17 protein-coding genes are annotated in these 18679 nt (G+C 43.4%); 14 read left to right on the top strand and 3 right to left on the bottom strand.

The genetic code is table 11. The features are described from left to right. Window positions 1-4: 4 nt before the first annotated feature. The 3 genes from R2S67_RS06045 (at window position 5) to R2S67_RS06035 (ending at window position 3285) form a co-directional block, all read left to right on the top strand. Window positions 5-1045: an oxidoreductase gene (locus R2S67_RS06045; protein WP_167426621.1), complete on the top strand. Its 1041-nt coding sequence runs from the start codon at window positions 5-7 to the stop codon at window positions 1043-1045. Continuing rightward, window positions 1042-1518, top strand: coding sequence for a heme-degrading domain-containing protein (locus R2S67_RS06040; RefSeq protein ID WP_317342795.1), 477 nt, complete (start codon window positions 1042-1044; stop codon window positions 1516-1518). The genes R2S67_RS06045 and R2S67_RS06040 overlap by 4 nt, the downstream gene beginning before the upstream one ends. A gap of 189 nt (window positions 1519-1707) precedes the next feature. After that, window positions 1708-3285, top strand: a complete 1578-nt coding sequence (locus R2S67_RS06035; protein WP_047008725.1) for a sensor domain-containing diguanylate cyclase — start codon at window positions 1708-1710, stop codon at window positions 3283-3285. A gap of 51 nt (window positions 3286-3336) precedes the next feature. Here R2S67_RS06035 and R2S67_RS06030 read toward each other — a convergent pair whose 3' ends face one another. Continuing rightward, window positions 3337-3894, bottom strand: a complete 558-nt coding sequence (locus R2S67_RS06030; protein WP_012841873.1) for a DUF3750 domain-containing protein — start codon at window positions 3892-3894, stop codon at window positions 3337-3339. A 478-nt stretch (window positions 3895-4372) separates the two neighbouring features. Between R2S67_RS06030 and R2S67_RS06025 the strand changes: the two genes are divergently transcribed. From R2S67_RS06025 to R2S67_RS06005, 5 genes are all read left to right on the top strand, one after another. Then, a complete protein-coding gene (locus R2S67_RS06025) occupies window positions 4373-4735 on the top strand; it encodes a hypothetical protein (protein WP_317342794.1) in 363 nt (120 codons plus the stop codon). Between the two features lie 35 nt (window positions 4736-4770). Next, window positions 4771-5247 (top strand): GNAT family N-acetyltransferase, encoded by a 477-nt coding sequence (locus R2S67_RS06020; protein ID WP_317343034.1) that lies wholly within the window; start codon window positions 4771-4773, stop codon window positions 5245-5247. Between the two features lie 240 nt (window positions 5248-5487). Then, complete coding sequence (locus R2S67_RS06015; RefSeq protein ID WP_317342793.1) at window positions 5488-6906, top strand: SLC13 family permease; 1419 nt, start codon at window positions 5488-5490, stop codon at window positions 6904-6906. A gap of 3 nt (window positions 6907-6909) precedes the next feature. Beyond that, the gene (locus R2S67_RS06010) at window positions 6910-8247 is read left to right on the top strand and encodes a sensor histidine kinase (protein ID WP_053807362.1); all 1338 of its coding nucleotides are present in this window, start codon (window positions 6910-6912) and stop codon (window positions 8245-8247) included. After that, a complete protein-coding gene (locus tag R2S67_RS06005; protein ID WP_047008729.1) occupies window positions 8234-8707 on the top strand; it encodes a response regulator in 474 nt (157 codons plus the stop codon). Before R2S67_RS06010 ends, R2S67_RS06005 begins: the two co-directional genes overlap by 14 nt. A gap of 128 nt (window positions 8708-8835) precedes the next feature. Here the strand turns inward: R2S67_RS06005 and R2S67_RS06000 are convergent, their stop codons facing one another. Beyond that, window positions 8836-10539 carry a putative bifunctional diguanylate cyclase/phosphodiesterase gene (locus tag R2S67_RS06000; RefSeq protein WP_176320477.1) on the bottom strand — a complete coding sequence of 568 codons (1704 nt, stop codon included), beginning with the start codon at window positions 10537-10539 and terminating at the stop codon, window positions 8836-8838. 486 nt (window positions 10540-11025) lie between these two features. Here R2S67_RS06000 and R2S67_RS05995 point away from each other — a divergent pair, with 486 nt between their 5' ends. The 4 genes from R2S67_RS05995 (at window position 11026) to R2S67_RS05980 (ending at window position 15723) form a co-directional block, all read left to right on the top strand. Beyond that, window positions 11026-12243 (top strand): HD-GYP domain-containing protein, encoded by a 1218-nt coding sequence (locus R2S67_RS05995; protein WP_317342790.1) that lies wholly within the window; start codon window positions 11026-11028, stop codon window positions 12241-12243. Window positions 12244-12435: 192 nt separating this feature from the next. Further along, on the top strand, window positions 12436-13059 hold the full coding sequence (locus R2S67_RS05990; protein ID WP_317342789.1) for a LysE family translocator: 624 nt from the start codon (window positions 12436-12438) through the stop codon (window positions 13057-13059). Window positions 13060-13273: 214 nt separating this feature from the next. After that, window positions 13274-14818, top strand: a complete 1545-nt coding sequence (locus R2S67_RS05985; protein ID WP_109168382.1) for a YjjI family glycine radical enzyme — start codon at window positions 13274-13276, stop codon at window positions 14816-14818. A 23-nt stretch (window positions 14819-14841) separates the two neighbouring features. Beyond that, window positions 14842-15723, top strand: a complete 882-nt coding sequence (locus R2S67_RS05980) for a YjjW family glycine radical enzyme activase (protein ID WP_317342788.1) — start codon at window positions 14842-14844, stop codon at window positions 15721-15723. A gap of 24 nt (window positions 15724-15747) precedes the next feature. Here R2S67_RS05980 and R2S67_RS05975 read toward each other — a convergent pair whose 3' ends face one another. Then, window positions 15748-16686, bottom strand: coding sequence for a LysR family transcriptional regulator (locus R2S67_RS05975; protein ID WP_048626349.1), 939 nt, complete (start codon window positions 16684-16686; stop codon window positions 15748-15750). Between the two features lie 415 nt (window positions 16687-17101). On the opposite strand from R2S67_RS05975, the gene R2S67_RS05970 reads away from it, so the two are divergent. Both R2S67_RS05970 and R2S67_RS05965 read left to right on the top strand, forming a co-directional pair. After that, the gene (locus R2S67_RS05970; RefSeq protein WP_047008736.1) at window positions 17102-17872 is read left to right on the top strand and encodes a TerC family protein; all 771 of its coding nucleotides are present in this window, start codon (window positions 17102-17104) and stop codon (window positions 17870-17872) included. 160 nt (window positions 17873-18032) lie between these two features. Next, window positions 18033-18635 carry a 2OG-Fe(II) oxygenase gene (locus tag R2S67_RS05965; RefSeq protein ID WP_005394168.1) on the top strand — a complete coding sequence of 201 codons (603 nt, stop codon included), beginning with the start codon at window positions 18033-18035 and terminating at the stop codon, window positions 18633-18635. The last annotated feature ends 44 nt before the right edge of the window (window positions 18636-18679 follow it).

Here is an 18679-nt window from a genome sequence, read left to right as displayed (position 1 = left end):
TAGTATGGCTTACGATCCCGTAAAGACCGCCGTGATTGGTTACGGATATTCAGCAAAAACTTTCCACTTACCCTTCATTAAAGCACTGCCAAACTTGACGTTGAGCGCAATAAGTTCTCGTCAACAGGAAGCGGTCCAAAATGATTGGCCAGATGCTCAGTGGTTTGCTGATGCCAATACTTTACTAGATGACAGTGACGCTGAGCTTGTGATCATCACTGCGCCAAATGACGTGCACTACGAGCTCGCAAAGCGCGCGTTGAACAATGGCAAACATGTCATTGTCGAAAAGCCGTTTGTAACGCGCATAGAAGATGGGAATGAGTTGATCGCCTTAGCAGAAGAAAAAGGATTGGTTCTGAGCGTTTTTCATAATAGGCGTTGGGATGGCGACTTTCTTACCGTTAAATCGCTTATCGAACAAGGTAAGTTAGGTGATGTGAGGCTGTTTGAGTCGCACTTTGATCGCTACCGTCCTGAAGTTCGTCAACGCTGGCGAGAGCAGGCTCAAGATGGCGGTGGTATTTTATTCGATCTTGCTCCCCATCTTCTCGATCAGGCCTTGGTGTTATTTGGTTTGCCAGATGCGATAGACGCACAGTGTCGAATGATGCGTCCGGGCGCGACCACGATTGATTACTACAACTTAGTGCTTCATTACCCAGACCATATTGTGCATTTACATTCAAACTTATACAGCCCAGAACCAAACCTGCGTTATAAAGTATTGGGTACTGAGGCTAAATATGAAAAATACGGATTAGATCCTCAAGAAGGTTACTTAAAAGAAGGCCGATTACCGGAGAACGATGCTTGGTCAGAAGAGGACGAGGCGTTATACGGTGTCCGCTACGACGAAGACGGTGCGCAAACTATCAAAACGGAGAGAGGTGCGTATCAAGCTTATTTTGTTGGTGTGGCGGACGCAATTCGCCTGGGTACTGATAACCCGGTTCCTGCCGTTCAAGCAATACAGAATATCGCTCTGATTGAGATGGCATTGGAAAGCAGTAAAACGGGTAAAACGATTCAGGTGAAATCATGAGCTTAACGCTTGAGCTCGTCGCTCAACAAGAGCATGAGCTTCAATTGAAAGAGTTTAACCACCAAGTAGCGTGGTCTATTGGTTTAGCTTTAAAAGAAGCGGCGGAAGCCTGTGACGCGGCTGTGGCTATTGAGGTCTACGGTTTTGGACAAACGCTATTTCAATACGCGATGACAGGAACGTGCGCTGACCATTTGGATTGGGTTCGTAGAAAGCGAAATTCAGTATTGAGATATGGTCACAGCTCTTACTACCTCTCGCTGTACAATAAGCAAAAGCAGCGTGATTTTGAAAATCAGCCACATCTCGATGCGCGTGAGTATTGTGCTCATGGTGGCGCGTTCCCAATTCGAATCGTGGGTTCTGGTTTAATTGGGGTTGTGACGGTATCGGGTTTACCGCAGTTAGATGATCATCAGCTTGTTGTCGATGTATTAAAGACAATGGTAATGACCAGCACAGAGCTTGCTTAAAGTTGTGCGATATTACAGTGGCACGGCATTTATTTTGTGTCACTGAATTCTCTTATTAGCTCATTTTGCGTTCTATTATGTGAGAAAATATTTAACACTGCTCCCAACTTCCTACCTGAAAATTAAATCAATTTCATATAACCTATACGCTCATTCATACAAAAAGCCATCGAAGCTGGCAGTTGGCAAATGTCCTTTAGAAGAAAAGAAAAACTTAATCTTAGAAACCTTATTGTAATCCTGTGTGTTTTCAGCGTGCTTGTCACTTTGATCAATGCGTTTTATTCGATCTATCGAGTGCAACGAGATCTCATCATCAATAACACGTTAGAGTCCAACCGCGTTTATGCGCAAAAAATGTCAGAAATGACGGACTCTTTCATAGAAAGCTCAATGTCGCAGTTAAAATACAGTGCGAACTTGCTAAAAGATAAGATGCACGATGCTCAGTTTCTTGACGAAGAGGCGGAGAGGCTGAGAAAGCAAACCAAATCATTCAACTCTGTGGTTGTCGTTAATGCGAAAGGCGTCATTATTTCTGTATCACCAGAGACACTTCAGGTGAAAGGTGTAAAGCTCGTTGGTGAAAGAAAACGTCAATCTTTAAATGCTCAAGCGCCCGTTGTCACTGAGCCATTCATCTCACCCGCAGGAAATTATCTGTTAACGATCTCATACCCTATATTTTCTCAGTCCAATGAATATTTAGGCTATATCGGCGGTACTATCTATTTAGAGAAGGATAATATTCTTGCGGAATTACTTAGCCAGCATGCTTACAAAGATGGCTCTTTCCTTTACGTTGTGGACGAAAGCAATACGCTGATCTACCACCCAGATAAATCGCGGGTTGGTGAAGTGATCAACGATAATATGGCAATTAACGCCGTGACAATGGGTCAGCGTGGTAACAAAGAAATTGTGAACTCTCGCGGTGTTGAAATGCTAGCAGGGTATGCACCAGTTGAATCATCAGGGTGGGGAATTGTCGCTCAGCGCCCGAAATCAATGACGTTAATGGTGCTAGATGAGCAGATGTGGAGTGTATTTTTCAAATCGATTCCAATTGGTTTATTAACTCTGCTGTTAATCTGGTTCTTCTCTCTACTTATTTCAAGACCATTATGGCAACTGGCTGGCGCTGTTCGAGGAGTGGAAGAACACTCTTCATCCATCGATGATTTGAAGCTGGTTAAGTCTTGGTATTTTGAGGCTTCACATTTGAAGCTCAGTTTTCTCAAGGCGTTTGGTATCGTTTCAAAAACCATTGATAAGCTGCAACTGGATACGCTAACAGACGCGATGACTGGGTTGTTAAATCGACGCGGCTTAGACAAAGTTCTAGGCTTGTTTAAGCAAGAAAACACCGCTTTTTCTATTTTAGCTTTGGATATTGATCACTTTAAGAGCGTCAATGATAACTATGGTCATGATGTGGGTGACAATCTACTCAAAGAATTCGCTCAGTTGATGAAAGAGCAAGCCCGAGCGAATGATCATCTTTGCCGTTCCGGTGGGGAAGAGTTCATGATGTTCCTTGAAGCGACGGATGTTCATCACGCGGTTGATGTCGCTGAGCGGATTAGGCATAACGTAGAAAAACACGATTTCCTGGTCGTTGGTAAGGTAACGGTATCACTTGGTGTTTCTCACTGGAAAGGCAACGATATGCCAATTGAAGCGGTAATGAAAGACGCTGACAACGCTCTGTATAAAGCAAAGCGCAACGGAAGAAACAGAACCGAGTTGGGTGAAGACGCACAATAGGTATAGTGCTATGCGCTGAACGTAAAACGCGCCAGTTACCAAGCTTTTGTTTTACTCGTTGGCGTAGCCGCTACCAATTGCTCTAAATGGCAAGTCGAGTTCTAACTCCGGAATTTGCTTGCCCACCCAAGCCGGGAATGTATTGCTATTTGGTCCTGGAAACAACGTGTATTCTTCAGCCCAAGGGTATTGGTTGATAACGCTTTGTATTTTTGGGATAAGTTTATCGGCTTTTTCACCTTGTATTGAGAGTATTTTTTCTGGCTTCGCACCATACCAGTAGCGATCTGGTGTGCCCGTTTGGTATTGATACAGAGCGGGTTGTCCACGATTCACGCGCCACCCGACCACTTCATAAACGGTATATTCGTTCGCATTTTCAGGCTTTATCGCAAACCAAGTGTGCACCGCAAACCAGCCTCGCCAACCAAATGCATCTGCGGCATAAAACTCAATTACGGCATGTTTCACATTGGAAGGGTCAGGCGCGATACCGGCAGGTTCTCTGCTTGCGGTACGCCAATCTCCTTGAGTGCATCCACCCATCAAAGCTGCGATTGATATCAAGCCAACTTTTAATAGATGAGTAAAACTGAGAGAGTTTTTCATTGATCGCTCCTAGACCAACCGATGTTGGAAATGCTTTATTGATTTTAGCTATAAAATAGGTGCAAGCCTTATTGTTAAAACTTCCCTTCGTTAAAAAGAAGGGAAGGCTAGCGCCACAATATCGGATCATACGTAATAATGAGGTAAGCAGATTTGTAACATGTGGCATAGACAATATTGTCTCTCTCTATTAACTTGCTTAGTTGCGTATGAAAAAGTAAGAGCTTGTACGTAATTGCTTACATTATTTACTGCTTTTAAATTCAATAAAAACAATTGCTTGGGTGTTGTTGGGGCGATTAAATAGGCTGGTTTATCCTCAGCTGCATTGTGATTTCCTCATTTTTAGCGGAATTTCATCGTACATCCTTTTACTGTATTTAGAGACTTGCGTACACCTGTGGCACAATAGGCGATTATTGAGGAGTGCTGTTTGGTAATGCAAATGGCAGAAAAATAACTAGAAATTGAATAACCAATGTTTAAACCAAAAAGTATACTTGCATTATGCATGTTCGCATTTAGCTGTTTTGCCAATCAAGATAGTGAACCAACGTCCGTTGTACTGAACTATGGTGACTCTTCACTCAGCGCTGATATTCAAGCAAATCGAAAATTTCATGTGGTCCAAGATAATGAAAGTGAACATGTGGAGTTTTCTGGAGGAGTCACGAAGGAATATTCCGATTACATTGTTAATATACATATCATCAGAAAAAGCAAAATACGCAGATCAAGTCGAGAGCTAAATACCACCGTATTGATGAGCAGCGATCAGCTTGAAAAGCCTTTAGTGGTTGGTATTGAAAATGATGAATTCACCAGTATTACTTTGCGTTAATACTTGGTATTTATCGAATAGGAATGATTAAACCGATGCTCTCAATACGCCGCTATCGCACAGAGGATGCTCCAATATTGTGGACACTTTTTTACCACACTGTACGAGTCATTAATCGTCGCGATTATACTGAATCACAAGTTTCAGCTTGGGCCCCATCAGATTTTGATCTCAATTCATGGCAACGCACAATGGATGCTATTCAACCCTATATCGCGGAAATAGAAGGGCAGATCGTTGGCTATTGTGATTTGCAAAGTGACGGCTTGATTGACCATTTCTTTTGTCACAATGAATATCAAGGCCAAGGTATTGGTCGTGATTTGATGTCTTTTCTATTTTCACAGGCGAAAGTAAAGGGGATAGAGCGACTGTACTCTGAAGTGAGTATCACTGCCCGGCCTTTCTACGAGAAAATGGGGTTCACAGTTAAGGTTCAGCAACGTGCTGAAGTTAGGGGAGAAACCTTAACTAACTTTATGATGGAAAAGTATATTTCATTGAAATCGTGAGCATTTAGTGAGCTTGAACACAGATATAAAATGTTTTCCAATGTGAAAACAAGTTCATTGATCTCGCACCAAAGTTTTGTTTGAAAACAGTGTGCATAATCTTCTCTGGAACAAGCCATTACAGCATTTTTCGTCTCTGAAGGCTTAGTCAGAGCCTAAAAGCTTCGGTATTGCGGTGGGTAATGGCGTTCCAAACGCCAAACGTGTCTGGCTAACCATCTCAGGAAGAGAAGTAGTACTATGCGCCCTTATCTCAAATACATTATTCCAACATTGATACCATTGCTTATTTGGTTAATGCCCCTCTCTGCATTCCCATTTGATGGCATTACTATCGTCCAGCAGAGAGTGATCGCAATCTTCTTGCTTGCTGCATTCTGTTGGGTGTTTGAACCCATTCCAATCTACGCCACTTCGGTCGTTATCATTGTGCTCGAACTATTGCTTGTTTCGAATAAAAGCATCGTACTTTTTCGCTTGCAAGAAGGGCAGCCACATTTTGGTGAGCTGTTGCAATATAACGAGATAATGGCGACTTTCGCTAGCCCGATTATTATGCTGTTTCTCGGCGGGTTCTTCTTAGCTATGGCGGCGACAAAGTACAGGCTGGATGTCAACTTAGCGCGCGTGTTGCTAAAACCATTTGGGCAAAAACCAAAGTTCGTTATGTTGGGTTTGATGTTGATCACCGCTGTCTTTTCCATGTTTATGTCAAACACTGCAACAACAGCGATGATGTTGTCGATTCTAACCCCTGTGATTGCGGTATTTGGGCCTAAAGATCCCGGTCGAATTGCGTTTGCCTTGTGTATTCCCGTTGCCGCCAACATTGGTGGTATTGGTACACCAATCGGCACGCCCCCGAATGCTATCGCGCTGAAATATTTGGTTGGTGACAACTTAATTACCTTTGGTGAATGGATGGTCTTTGGCGTGCCATTCGTCATTGTGATGATGGCGCTAGCGTGGTTTCTGATTGGCTTTTTGTATAAAGCCGAGCAAACTACCATCGATCTGAATATTAAGAGCAAGTTTTTGAAAACACCAAAAGCGATGATTGTCTATGTCACCTTCGCAGGTACGATTATTCTTTGGTTGATGGGTTCTGCACATGGGATGAACTCTTACACAGTGGCATTAATTCCGGTCGCGGTATTCTCATTGACGGGCATTATCAACAAGGAAGATTTGAAGAAAATTTCTTGGGACGTGCTTTGGTTGGTGTCAGGTGGTATCGCTCTGGGTCTTGCTCTGGATAAAACAGGGCTTGCGAAGCTGGTGGTACACAGTATTCCGTTTGATCAGTTCTCGCCATATGTGGTCTTGTTTGGTGCGGCTTTCATGTGCTTGCTAATGGCAAACTTTATGTCGCATACGGCCACTGCAAACTTGCTTATGCCGATTATGGCTGCGCTAGGTACCTCGATGACTTCGTTAACGCCATTGGGTGGAGAAGTGACGCTGATCTTAGTCGTGACATTTGCCGCGTCACTCGGTATGTCGTTACCAATCAGTACGCCACCAAACGCGTTAGCTCATGCTACTGGGCATGTCGAAAGCAGCCAAATGGCTCGTATCGGTGCAGTGCTGGGCGTGATTGGTGTATTACTTAGTTTTGTTATGGTTTGGATTTTACATACCGTTGGGCATATTGGGTAACCCATGTACGAAACGAAACTAGATGCGTTAGTACAACGCTATTTTAACCATCTTGAACGCCGATTAACGGTTTTGTCCGGATCGGTACTGATCGAGCAAGCTGGCTACAACGATCGGTTGTACTACGTGCTTTCAGGAGAGTTGGCTGGCTATTATGCGGAAGACGACAAGAAGCCAATTCAGGTATTTTCTGCGTCTCAAGGTGCGTTTATTGGCGTACATAGTTTCTTTTCTGGTACATGGACGGCCTCTTCGACAGTGATTGCTCAAACCGACGTTGAACTGGCTTGGATACAGCGTGATACGCCCGCGGTGGAAGAGGCGACATACGGGCCATTGACGACACAATTTATGCCTGTGATGGTGAACGAGTTATCTCGGCGTCAACGGCGTGCAATGCAAGAGGCCTTGGCTAAAGAAAAAGCGTTGCAAAAGCTGCATACCGCAGAGCAAATGACAACGTTAGGGCAGCTTGCTGCGGGTATTGCTCATGAGTTGAACAATGCTATTGGTGTGGTAAGCAGTAAATCAGAGCGACTCGAGTCGGTCATCATGGAATTGCTTGAAGAAGTTCATCCGGAAGCGAGTCAGTTTTTTGATTTTGGTTTGATGCAAGGACAGAAAGTCTCTTCCAGCGAAGCGAGAAAGCGGGGGCGTCACTTCGAAAAATATTACGGCTTACCCAAGGATCTCGCGCGTGATCTCGCACGTGCCGTTCCAAATAATTTCCTGTCGGAGCATTGGTTAAAAAGACCCGAAGAAGCGATACGTTTCTGGCAAATGGGGCGAGACCTTCATGATTTGCGTATTGCCTCTAAACATACTGTTGGCATTGTACGTTCAGTGAAACAATTGGGGCGTACGGATATCGACTTGGATGAAGCGTTTAATATTAATGACTCAATCAATCGAGCGCTGGCCCTATTGCAAAGTGACTTAAGACGCGTGAGCGTACGTTTTAGCCCAGCGGACTTGCCGGACTTTGTCGGTTCTCAAACCGAACTCGTCCAAGTTTGGGTCAATATTTTAAAGAATGCGTGTGATGCACTTGGTCAAACCGAAGATCCGGGGATCGAAATACATACTCGAGAGAGTAAGGGGAAAATTTTGGTCACGATTGCTAACAACGGACCAGAAATCGATGAAGCGACACGCAGAAAAATTTTCCGGCCAAACTTCACCACTAAAAAGGGTGGGTTGTCGTTTGGTTTAGGATTAGGGCTGTCGATTGTGAAACGCATTATCGCCGGATATAACGGCTCTATTGTGGTAAAGAGCGACAGTGAAAAAACAATTTTTAGAATCAAGTTACCAGTAGAGGGTGAACATGGAGAAGCTTAATGTAATTTGCGTTGATGACCAACGAGAGGTATTAAGCGCGGTTCTACAAGATTTAGAGCCGTTACATCAGTGGTTGAATATCGAAGACTGCGAATCCGCAGGTGAGGTTCTAGAACTGATGGATGAGCTTGATGCAGAAGGCGAGATGATCGCATTAATAATTTCCGATCATGTCATGCCAGGTAAAACAGGAGTGGAACTACTGACAGAGGTATCACAAGACAGTCGTTTTGTTCGCACACGTAAAGTGCTTCTGACGGGGCAGGCGACGCACACGGATACCATTAATGCGATTAACTCCGCAGGTATTGATCGCTACTTTGAGAAGCCATGGCAAGCGAGCCAATTGATTGAGTGCGTTAGAAACTTGGTGACTCAATATATCTTTGATATGGGCTTAGATTACACTCAATATCACGAACACTTAGATCAGAGTGTTGTTTTTGAGCGCCTACGTTAATCAAGGCTCTCTAAGGTTGTTTTCGTCACGGCCAGTTAGTGTCTGAAATTTACTGTGAGTAGTTCAGCATGCTTAACGTGGCCGTGCGGAATAGCGTTAATTCTGGGATTATTTCGCCGAAGAACGGTTTAGCTCAATGAATAGCGACTGGCACTGGCAACAGAGAGTGGTTTAGAGAACCAATAACCTTGCAAATAATCGACGCCCATCTCGGAAAAGAAGTCACACATTTTTGCGTCTTCGATGCCTTCTATCACCACTTCAATATTATTTTCCTGACACATAGTGATAAGAAACTTCAAATACTCTTGAGAAGAGCGATTGGTCAGTGTCTTCCATGCCATCGACTTATCAATTTTGATTTGTGTCATCGGCAAGTCGAAGAAGCTATTTAATGAACTGTAACCAGAGCCAAAGTCATCGAGCGAGAGTGCAAAACCTAACTCCCTGAGCGTGCTTAGGGGAGCAATGGCCGTCTGGTTATTATCCAAAATAAACGTTTCTGTCAGTTCCAAAACAATGGACTCGGGGTCAACGCCTGCTTCATCCGCCATGGCTTTAATTCGCGTAGGGAATTCGCTGTTCATCAACTGAAGTACAGAAACGTTCACGTTAACACGAACTTGGTTTTGGTAACGCTCACGGTAGTTTCTGATGAATTCACACGCTTTGGCAAATACTTGATATCCCAGTTCGACGATCAATCCTTTGTTCTCTGCTACAGGGATAAACTCGTCGGGATAAATTTCGCCAAACTCTTTGCTACGCCAGCGAACTAGCGATTCGAAGCTCACCACTTTTGAGCTTTTGGCGTCAATAATTGGCTGAAACTTAACACTTAATGTCTGTTTTTCTAGCGCACTTTTAAGACCTTGCTCAATAAAGAAGTAGCGATCAACGGCATGCTGCGTCTTCTCACTGTAGACCGCGACGCGGTCTCTATTTTGTTCGCTCGCGTACTGACAAGTTCTTGCCGCTTTACGTAAAATTTCCTCTGCGGAGTGACTAGGGTCAATACAAGGATACAAACCAATGCTAATGTTGCTACCTAGGTATTGGCCTTCTTCAATCACCGCTTCATGGTAGGTTTGTTTTAAACTTTCAGCGTAACTCTGTAGCGCTTCTATTGAGCACTCATCGTGAATCAAAATCGCAAAGTCATCATCATGCACGCGATACACCGAGCTGTTTGGAGAGGGCAAGTGACTGAGAGTTTGTAGCAACTTCTCTACTAACCCATCGACCAGTTCACTGCCATATTGATTCAAGTAAGATTTGATGTCTTCGATCTGAATATAACAAATAGACGCGCAAGAATCAGTGGTACGTACACTGTCTTCGATATCCAGCAAGAGATGGGCGCGGTTAGCCATGCCTGACGCGTTGTCATGAAATGCGACTTGATGGATGTAACTTTCCATCAGCTTACGCTCAGAAATATCGCGATGGCTGCCAACCATGTAATGGCCATGTTCTGTTTCTTTGGTCATGGCTACGCCTTCTATCCAGACGTATTGTCCATTGGGTTTACGCACTCGGTAAGTGGTTGTAACCCTCTTATTGTTGGTCGTGATGTGCGCATCGACCCTTGTGGACAGCCTTTCTCGATCAAGAGGATGAACAAGCTCTAACCATTGCTCTAAACTGATTCGGCCAGCGTTAATACCGAGCTGTTCATAGAAGCCTTTGTTGTAAAATACCATGGTACCAAACTCATCCATGTAGAAGAGGCCTTCGTTAAATACGTCGAAGATATGAATGAATCGTTCTTCAACGATTTTCAGGAACTCTCGGTCACTATCTGAGGCTTGTTGGTCAAATATGGTGGTCAAGATATTTCCTCCTCGAGCGTGTTAGCATCAGAGATGAGTGTGGGGGTTTGATAACATAGAGTTGATCTGTTGGCGTACATTACAATCACAAAAGTATCAGTTCAAATTGTTTGGCTATCATTTTATGCGCTACTAGGTTAATAACATACTAAGATTAGGCGGCTAATCATCGACATTTATAAAAAATAGTCAACAGTAAAAATCATTTATAAAATACAGTTATTGATGCTGTCCGCAATCTATAAATATTTATGAATAATTATCCTCAAGTTATTTTAAGACGTGTCGGTTAGAGGTTCTGCTCTTGAGTGTCATATCTGTATATTTGCTAGGCTAAAGACCATAATAACAAAAAGGGCTTAGTGATCGCGATGGGTTATTAATTGACAGGATGCTCATTAATAGTAATCAATTCTAATTTATTATCACGCCAATTAATCAAATCTCTTATAATACTGCCGTTAATATCGAGTAAGCTTTCTTTTTATGCAGTACGATCCAAAAAATTCAATCAAAATTGCGCTCGCTGATGTCGGCGTTGGTATGTTTGTTACCGCGATAGAGCACAACAAGCGCGTAAATTTAGCCAATGCAGGGCGGATATCTAGCCCAGAGGGCATTAAGAAGCTTACCGCGAGCGGCGTGAAGTATGTTTGGGTAGATCAAACATTATCTTCTCAGAAGTGTGTCTTTAAGCCTGTGGATGAATCCATTGTTGCCGTAGAAGAGGATCGAGAGCCCAAGTCCTCTGACTTTTCGAAGGTTCAACGCGCTTATCGCTCGAGAGATGTTCAACATAAACGAGCCAAAAAGCTAATTGCGGAAGCAAAAGATCTGGCGCAGAAACTATTGAATCAAACTTTTGAAGGCAAAATCATTGAAGTTGATGAGGTAGAAGCTTGGGCCGATGATGTCATTGAAAGCGTTTTTATCGACTCAGATGCGTTGCAATGTGTTTCTGCACTCCGAAAAAAAGACTCCTACTTGTTGGAACACTCCGTCAATGTGGCTTGCCTTTTAGTGTCATTTGGTAAGTACTTGGGGTTAGATAAGCAGACATTAAAGCAGCTCGCTATTGGTGGCATCATTCATGATGTAGGTAAAATTAAAGTTGATGACAAGATTTTGCATAAACCAGCAAAGCTAACACCTGAAGAGTTTGAACACATGAAGCTACATCAAGTGTTCGCTGGTGAGATTATTCTCCATGTAAAGGGCCTTAGTGATGTGAGTCGCGATGTTTGTTTGATGCATCATGAGAAGTTAGATGGCAATGGCTACCCTAGAGGTTTGAAGGGCGATGAGATTCCGATTCACGGCCGCATGAGTTGTATTGTTGATATTTACGATGCGTTGACGGCCGATCGCTGCTACAAAAAAGGCATGAGCTCAGCAGAAGCGTTTAAAATCTTGTTGAGTTTAACGCCATTTCATTTAGATGCAGACCTAGTCTACAAGTTCATTAATTGCGTTGGGATGTACCCAGTGGGCTCTATTGTTGAGTTGAGTGATGGGCGTGTTGGTATTGTTTGGTCCTCAAATGACTCTCAAGCTTTAAAGCCAGAAGTGAAGTGTTTTTACTCACGCAAATATCAGCGTTATATCGATGTGGCGATGGTCGATTTGAAAAATAGCCTACACAAAATAGAAAGAGCAGTCGCTCCGTCATCGTTAGAAATCGATCCCAAGCCTTTTTATGATTAAGAAAAATAAACATGCTTTACAACCTTGCATGCAGAGCGTATTTTGATTGCATAACTATCTATTAATGGTTTCTAAATTATGTAGCGACTAGGTGGTTATTAAAGAATCGAGTTTCATGGATGGAAACCGAGCTAGGAATATCTCAATAAAGATTGAGATATAACCCTCAACTTTTTGCGGGAAGGGATGCCAATGCAAATTGATACATGGATTTTTTACACTCTGGCCGTTTTGGTGCTTACTGCATCGCCTGGGCCAAGCTCGTTGCTGTGTTTAAGTAAAGGTGTGAGTAGTGGGTTTCGTATTGCCCTCATGACTGCGCTAGGCAGTTTATCAGCGATCACTATTATACTAACGCTTTCTTTTACCGGGTTAGGGGTTGTGATTGCCTCATCTGAGCTGGTCTTCAATATCATCAAATGGTGTGGTGCCGCTTATTTAATTTGGTTAGGCATTCAAGCGCTGCGCTCTTCTCAAACGGATTTTGACAAAACGGCAGCCGTCCAAAGCTCCTCGAATGCGCTCAGCGCGTTCACCAGTGGTTTTATTGTTGGCGCTAGTAACCCGAAAGCGATTGTCTTTTTTACCGCTTTGTTTCCTCAGTTCATTGATCCCTCTGCGCCTTTGTTGGCTCAATACGCGATTTTTGCATCTACATTTGTGGTGTTTGAGCTAAGTTGGCTAACATTTTATGCATTATTAGGTGTAAAAGCTTCAGACTGGCTGTTTGTCGCTGGAAGAGCCAAGTTGTTCAATCGCCTGACTGGCGGAGTATTTATTAGCGCTGGCTTCATGTTGTCGACGGCAAACCGATGAGAAAGCACGTGTTTGGAGCATGGTTGGGTTATTTCAATAGCGTAAGTTGTAATAACCTAATTTAGTGTTAGCTTATTTCCATTATGGAAATAGACGTTTTGTTTATTTTCATTAGTGGCAACAGGTAAGCCGGAGTAAAATCACGTTACTCTTTAGGGGTAGAATCCATGTTTTATCTTGTGGGTTTGTGGTTACTTTTTCAGGGACATCTCAGATGAAAAGCCTTTCTGAACTACAACAACGTTTTCTAGACATTGCGACTGATGTTCGTCTTTCTCCAAAACAAAAGTCGAACTTTTTGGCCTTGGAGGCGGAAGCATGTATTCCTTACATGTCGATTTCCCCATCGCTAAGACAAGCAATGGATGAAGGAATCATCTGTGATATGTTTGAAGGCCATGCACCTTTCAAACCACGCTATGTGCTGCCTGATTACGCTAAGTTCCTATCGCAAGGCTCTGAGTATCTAGAGTTGCTTCCAGCTGACGATTTCGATGATGCGCTGAATATGCTCACCATCATTTACCATCATGTTCCATCGGTAACGAATATTCCGGTGTATTTAGGTCAGTTGGATGATGTCTTGCTGCCTTACATAGGCGACCTAACAGAGAATCAAATTTACAAAAAGTTAAAACATTTTTGGATCATGTTGGATCGCACATTGCCAGATGCGTTTATGCACGTGAATGTCGGACCGACAGACAACATTATTTGTCGCACTATTTTAAAAGTGGACGCCGAGCTCAAGCAGATTGCGCCAAATCTTACGTTCATGTACGACGAGTCGGTCACGCCTGATGATTTACTTCGTCAAGCGACGCAGAATATTTGCGAGTGTAGTAAGCCTCATATTGCCAATTACCCTGTGCACTCGAAAGCCTACAGCGGTTCACGTTTTGGTATTGTAAGTTGCTACAATTCACTGCCACTGGCTGGTGGTTCAAACACGCTGGTGCGAATGAACCTAAAAGGAGTCGCAGAACGAGCATCGGATTGTAACGACTTCTTAAACAGTGTTTTACCTCTATACCATCAATTAATGGTTGAGTTGATGGACGCTAGAAGTACGCACTTGCATGAAAAGTCCAATTTCTTTCAAGGATTTTTGACGCAAGAAGGGTTGATTGAAGAGTCCCGTTTCGCACCAATGTATGGCATTTATGGTATGGCAGAAGCGGTGAATCTTCTGTTCGAAAAAGAAGGCCAAACGGGGCAGTACGGAAAAGATGAACGTGCGAATGCCTTTGCTCATGATGTTTCAGCCACACTGGCGAAACTAGTGGAGTCAACCCCAGTGAAATATGGTTTGGATGGCAAAGCGCTCTTACATGCTCAAGGTGGTATTAGCTTAGATCTTGGCGTTACGCCAGGTGTGCGTCTTCCTTATGGCACGGAGCCAGACCCTGTCACTTATGTACAAGCAACAGCTGAGCATCACCAGTATTATCGTGCAGGTATCAGCGATATTTTGACGATTGATGAAACGGTGAAATCAAACCCAGAAGCGATGTTCAATTTGTGCAAAGGGGCGTTAAATGCTGGTTATCGTGAGTTTACCGCGAATGTGGCCTCAAATGATTTGATTCGCGTTACGGGATACATGGTCAAACTTTCTGATATCGCAAAATATGATGCAGAAGGTTCGAGAACCAATACGACGTTTCTGGGAGCAGAGGCGGCAAGAAATACTGGGATTTTAGAACGCTCACCACGTGTGGTGAGTCATGAAATGACACCGACCTACACGCAGGCGTAAAGGTCGGTTTAGGAAAGAACAAGATGTCTAGACGAAGTGGAAGCCTTTTGGCAAAAGTCACTCGTATCCTTCCTTTCTCTTGTGTTGATGGGCCAGGAAATCGTCTAGTCATCTTTCTACAGGGTTGTAACTATCAGTGTTTGAACTGTCATAACCCTCATACAATAAACCATTGTAATCACTGTGGTGATTGTGTGAGTGAGTGCCCGGCAGACGCACTGAAGTTCGACGAAAACAACAACGTTGTTTGGCTTAAAGAGGAGTGCACCCACTGCGATCATTGTATAGAGATATGTCAGAACCAATCTAATCCAAAAATTACTGACTACTCTGTGGTAACAATGCTCGATTTGATACGCAAGCATCGCTTTTTCATCAGTGGTGTTACAGTATCCGGTGGGGAATCTACCTTACAACTTCCTTTCATTATTGAGCTGTTTAAAGGGATCAAGCAAGATCCTGAGTTACAGCACCTTTCTTGTTTCATCGACAGCAATGGCTCTTTATCAGTGACAGGTTGGCAACGTGTGCTTCCTTTTCTGGACGGTGCGATGATCGATTTGAAATCGTGGCAGACAGAGACGCACCAGTGGCTAACTGGGCGTGATAATCACCGTGTATTCAAAACGCTTCAGTATCTTGCAAAGCATGAAAAATTGTATGAAGTTCGGTTACTGCATATTCCAGGGAAAAGTGATTTAGATATAGAAATCGTAGCGATTGGGCGCTATTTGAGTACTTTGCCTGAATCGGTGCTTATCCGTTTAAATGCATTTCAACATCACGGAGTCATGGGGGAGGCGCTAACTTGGGATGTCTGCTCGCGCCATGATATCGAACGCTTAAAATCAGAACTTTTACGTTACGTGAGTAACCCCATCGTAGTGCCGGCTGTACTCACGTAATGCAGTTTTGATTCGTTATCTTACTCACGCATCGCACGCGTCTAGCATGGCACAGGCATCGAGCAATTGTTTTTGTAGCCATTTTAAAGCCGGATCGTTCAAGCTCGCTTTGTTCCAAACGAGGCTGTAGGCTACCTGTCCATAATCGAATGGAAGGGATTGTTCAACCAAGCCTTTTGCTTGCATGGCCGCCCTTGCCCAAAGCTTGGAACAGGTGAACAAGTAATCTGAGTGCTGGCACATCACCGCAGCTGAGCCAAAATCCGCTACACGCATAGCCATATTTCGCTTCGAGTGCCTTTGTGTGAGGTTCTGCTCGAAATAAGGTTGTGAGAGATCTTTATCATGAATCCCAATGTGTCTTGCACAGAGGTAGCTTTCAACAGACAAAGGCTGTTTAGAGAGTGGATTTGATGATCCCATTAAACAAACCATTTCGTCTTTCAGAATGGTTTGCCATACCAAGTCTTTGTTTTGCGTGGGCGGCTGACTAAGATCGTGTGGAAGCAGCAAAAAGTCCACTTGGCCTCTTACCAACGCATCGAAACTCATTTCCTCTTTTGCATGCACATTCAAATGTGCATGATTGCCGAGTTGCTGAGATAAATGCTGTAGAACTGGCGCAAAAAGCTCAAACGAACTTTCGCGCATAGCTAATGAGAAACTGCCCTGATAGTAAGCTGGATTAAATGAGCCCTGATGTAATAATCCATTCATGCTAGAGAGTATGCCATGGATCGAGGGGCCAATGTGCAGCGCAAATGCCGTTGGTACCAAGCGAGTACCATCGCGATAGAAAAGGTCATCTTTCAGCGTTTCACGTAATTGCCCAAGTGTTTTACTGACGCTCGAAGGTGTCACACACAGGCGCTCTGCGGCAAGCGTAACACTGTGAGTGGTTAACAACATATGCAATACAGTGAGATGTTTTAGGCTAATGCGTGAAAGAGCAATGTAGTCCATAAATAGCATGGTTTCTTATGATTTTTGGCAGTATATCAGGATGAAACAAATTTTTACTATTGTTTATCTCGTAAATGAGCATCTTTCGCTTTGAGCTCAATGTATTTAACGTGTTGCGTAAAAATAATTTGAGCTTTGTAAGATTAAAGAACTCTCTTGGATTTGTTAGGTCTTTGGCGTTTTTCTTTCTTCAATTTTAGAATTTCTATTTTATTTATCTTTCTAGTGCGAGGGCTGAATAGTTTGTGTACGAATGAAAAGCCGTCATTACCTATTAAAAATAGCCATTGTGTTGTTGATTGTTTGGTGATTTACTCAAGATCCTTAAGTAACAGAGGTATAAATAATTAATGGACGACCCCTTTAGTCGACAGAACCCTTCACCGTATGTCTTCCCATCACTGGAGGCGTACTCATGTTAGAACTTTTCATGCAACCAGAGGCTTGGGCGATTTTTGCCACTTTGTTTGCGCTTGAAGTTGTCTTAGGCGTTGATAACGTCGTTTTTATCTCCGTCCTATGTGAAAGATTACCACTGCATCAACGTAAACTGGCAAGAAACCTTGGTATCGGCCTTGCTGTTATTGCTCGTATTGCATTGGTTTTTTCTATCTCTTGGATTATGCAGTTGACTCAACCACTGTTTTCCGTCGTAAACCAAGCGTTTACCGGAAGAGACGTGATCATGATCGCGGGTGGTGCATTCCTATTGGCAAAAAGCCTGAAAGAGTTGTGGAGCTGGTTAAATCACAATGAATCTGGCCACTCGACTCATGCTCGTACTGGATTAGCGGTAGTGCTGCTGCAGATTGTTGCTGTGGATGCGGTATTCTCAATGGACTCGGTGATAACCGCCGTCGGTTTGACAAGTGATGTCCCGCTTATGGTCGCGGCGATTGTCTCGTCTGCAATCGTGATGGTAATGACTGCTGAAAAAATCAATAATCTGGTGACGCGCTATCCCGGCTTTAAAACGTTGGCATTGCTGTTCCTGGTTTTATTGGGTGGCTTATTGATGGCAGAAGGCTTCGCAATTCATATCAATAAAGGTTATGTGTACTTTGCGATGGCATTTGGTTTGATTCTGGAACTTTGTCATATCCAGCTAAAAAACAAACAGCGTCCTAGCATTAAGCGTCTTCGTCCGTTGCGAATTCGAGCAACGAGATTAGAAGCTCGTCAATAACAAACGACATTGCCGCTCACATGAGCGGCATTTTTGTATCTTGTATCGTCATTTTTAATTCTCGTTTTGCTTCATTGTCGTCTCGATAAAAAATCGCATTTGTTGTTGTGTCGCAGATTTTTTATATAGAGCGCCCAACTAACACGAGTGAACGAAAATAATGAATAAAATGATCGATGCGTTAGCAACCAATGGCTACTACATCTGGGATGATTTTCTTTCTGAACAAGAGGTGGCTCAACTGCGAGATTGCATTCCAAGCAATTGGAAAAAAGCACGTATTGGTCGTAACGATGATGTGACTCGTATTGAATCTATTCGAAGTGACAAGATTCAATGGTTATCGCCAAATATGGGGCATGCTGTTGCTTCTTACTTGGATAAAATGGAAGAGATCCGCCAAGAAGTGAACCGTCACTTGTTTCTTGGACTTTTTGAGTACGAAGCTCATTTTGCCAAGTACGAGAAAGGGGACTTCTACCAAAAACATTTAGATTGCTTCAAAGGTAACGAAAACCGTCGATTGACGACCGTTTTTTATATGAACGAATCCTGGACGGAAGAAGACGCGGGTGAATTAGTAGTATACGATTTGAATGACAATAAAATTGCAACCATTCCCCCACGCTCAGGGCGTTTGTTCGTATTCTTATCAGAGCAGTTCCCACATGAGGTGTTACCAACCAATGCCGAGCGTTTTAGTATCGCTGGTTGGTTCAGAATCAATGGTGTGCGAGATAATTTACTTGATATTGCTAGGTAACTATTTGTCGGCCTAGTCTTATCATCCTAAAAAAGGGGGGCGTG

Origin of the sequence: Vibrio sp. T13N, from assembly GCF_032970445.1 — a bacterium.
Lineage (GTDB): Bacteria > Pseudomonadota > Gammaproteobacteria > Enterobacterales > Vibrionaceae > Vibrio > Vibrio diabolicus.
Note: the sequence above shows the minus strand (reverse complement) of the source record. Positions and strands in the feature narration are given on the sequence as shown.

What these genes read in the sequence shown, in the direction of transcription:
- R2S67_RS05965 (WP_005394168.1), top strand. Translation starts at nt 18,033, where the DNA reads ATGAATAAAATGATCGATGCGTTAGCAACCAATGGCTACTACATCTGG.
- R2S67_RS06005 (WP_047008729.1), top strand. Translation starts at nt 8,234, where the DNA reads ATGGAGAAGCTTAATGTAATTTGCGTTGATGACCAACGAGAGGTATTA.
- R2S67_RS06025 (WP_317342794.1), top strand. Translation starts at nt 4,373, where the DNA reads ATGTTTAAACCAAAAAGTATACTTGCATTATGCATGTTCGCATTTAGC.
- R2S67_RS05990 (WP_317342789.1), top strand. Translation starts at nt 12,436, where the DNA reads ATGCAAATTGATACATGGATTTTTTACACTCTGGCCGTTTTGGTGCTT.
- R2S67_RS06030 (WP_012841873.1), bottom strand. Translation starts at nt 3,894, where the DNA reads ATGAAAAACTCTCTCAGTTTTACTCATCTATTAAAAGTTGGCTTGATA.
- R2S67_RS06015 (WP_317342793.1), top strand. Translation starts at nt 5,488, where the DNA reads ATGCGCCCTTATCTCAAATACATTATTCCAACATTGATACCATTGCTT.
- R2S67_RS06045 (WP_167426621.1), top strand. Translation starts at nt 5, where the DNA reads ATGGCTTACGATCCCGTAAAGACCGCCGTGATTGGTTACGGATATTCA.
- R2S67_RS05975 (WP_048626349.1), bottom strand. Translation starts at nt 16,686, where the DNA reads ATGGACTACATTGCTCTTTCACGCATTAGCCTAAAACATCTCACTGTA.
- R2S67_RS05995 (WP_317342790.1), top strand. Translation starts at nt 11,026, where the DNA reads ATGCAGTACGATCCAAAAAATTCAATCAAAATTGCGCTCGCTGATGTC.
- R2S67_RS05970 (WP_047008736.1), top strand. Translation starts at nt 17,102, where the DNA reads ATGTTAGAACTTTTCATGCAACCAGAGGCTTGGGCGATTTTTGCCACT.
- R2S67_RS06035 (WP_047008725.1), top strand. Translation starts at nt 1,708, where the DNA reads ATGTCCTTTAGAAGAAAAGAAAAACTTAATCTTAGAAACCTTATTGTA.
- R2S67_RS06010 (WP_053807362.1), top strand. Translation starts at nt 6,910, where the DNA reads ATGTACGAAACGAAACTAGATGCGTTAGTACAACGCTATTTTAACCAT.
- R2S67_RS06020 (WP_317343034.1), top strand. Translation starts at nt 4,771, where the DNA reads ATGCTCTCAATACGCCGCTATCGCACAGAGGATGCTCCAATATTGTGG.
- R2S67_RS05980 (WP_317342788.1), top strand. Translation starts at nt 14,842, where the DNA reads ATGTCTAGACGAAGTGGAAGCCTTTTGGCAAAAGTCACTCGTATCCTT.
- R2S67_RS06040 (WP_317342795.1), top strand. Translation starts at nt 1,042, where the DNA reads ATGAGCTTAACGCTTGAGCTCGTCGCTCAACAAGAGCATGAGCTTCAA.
- R2S67_RS05985 (WP_109168382.1), top strand. Translation starts at nt 13,274, where the DNA reads ATGAAAAGCCTTTCTGAACTACAACAACGTTTTCTAGACATTGCGACT.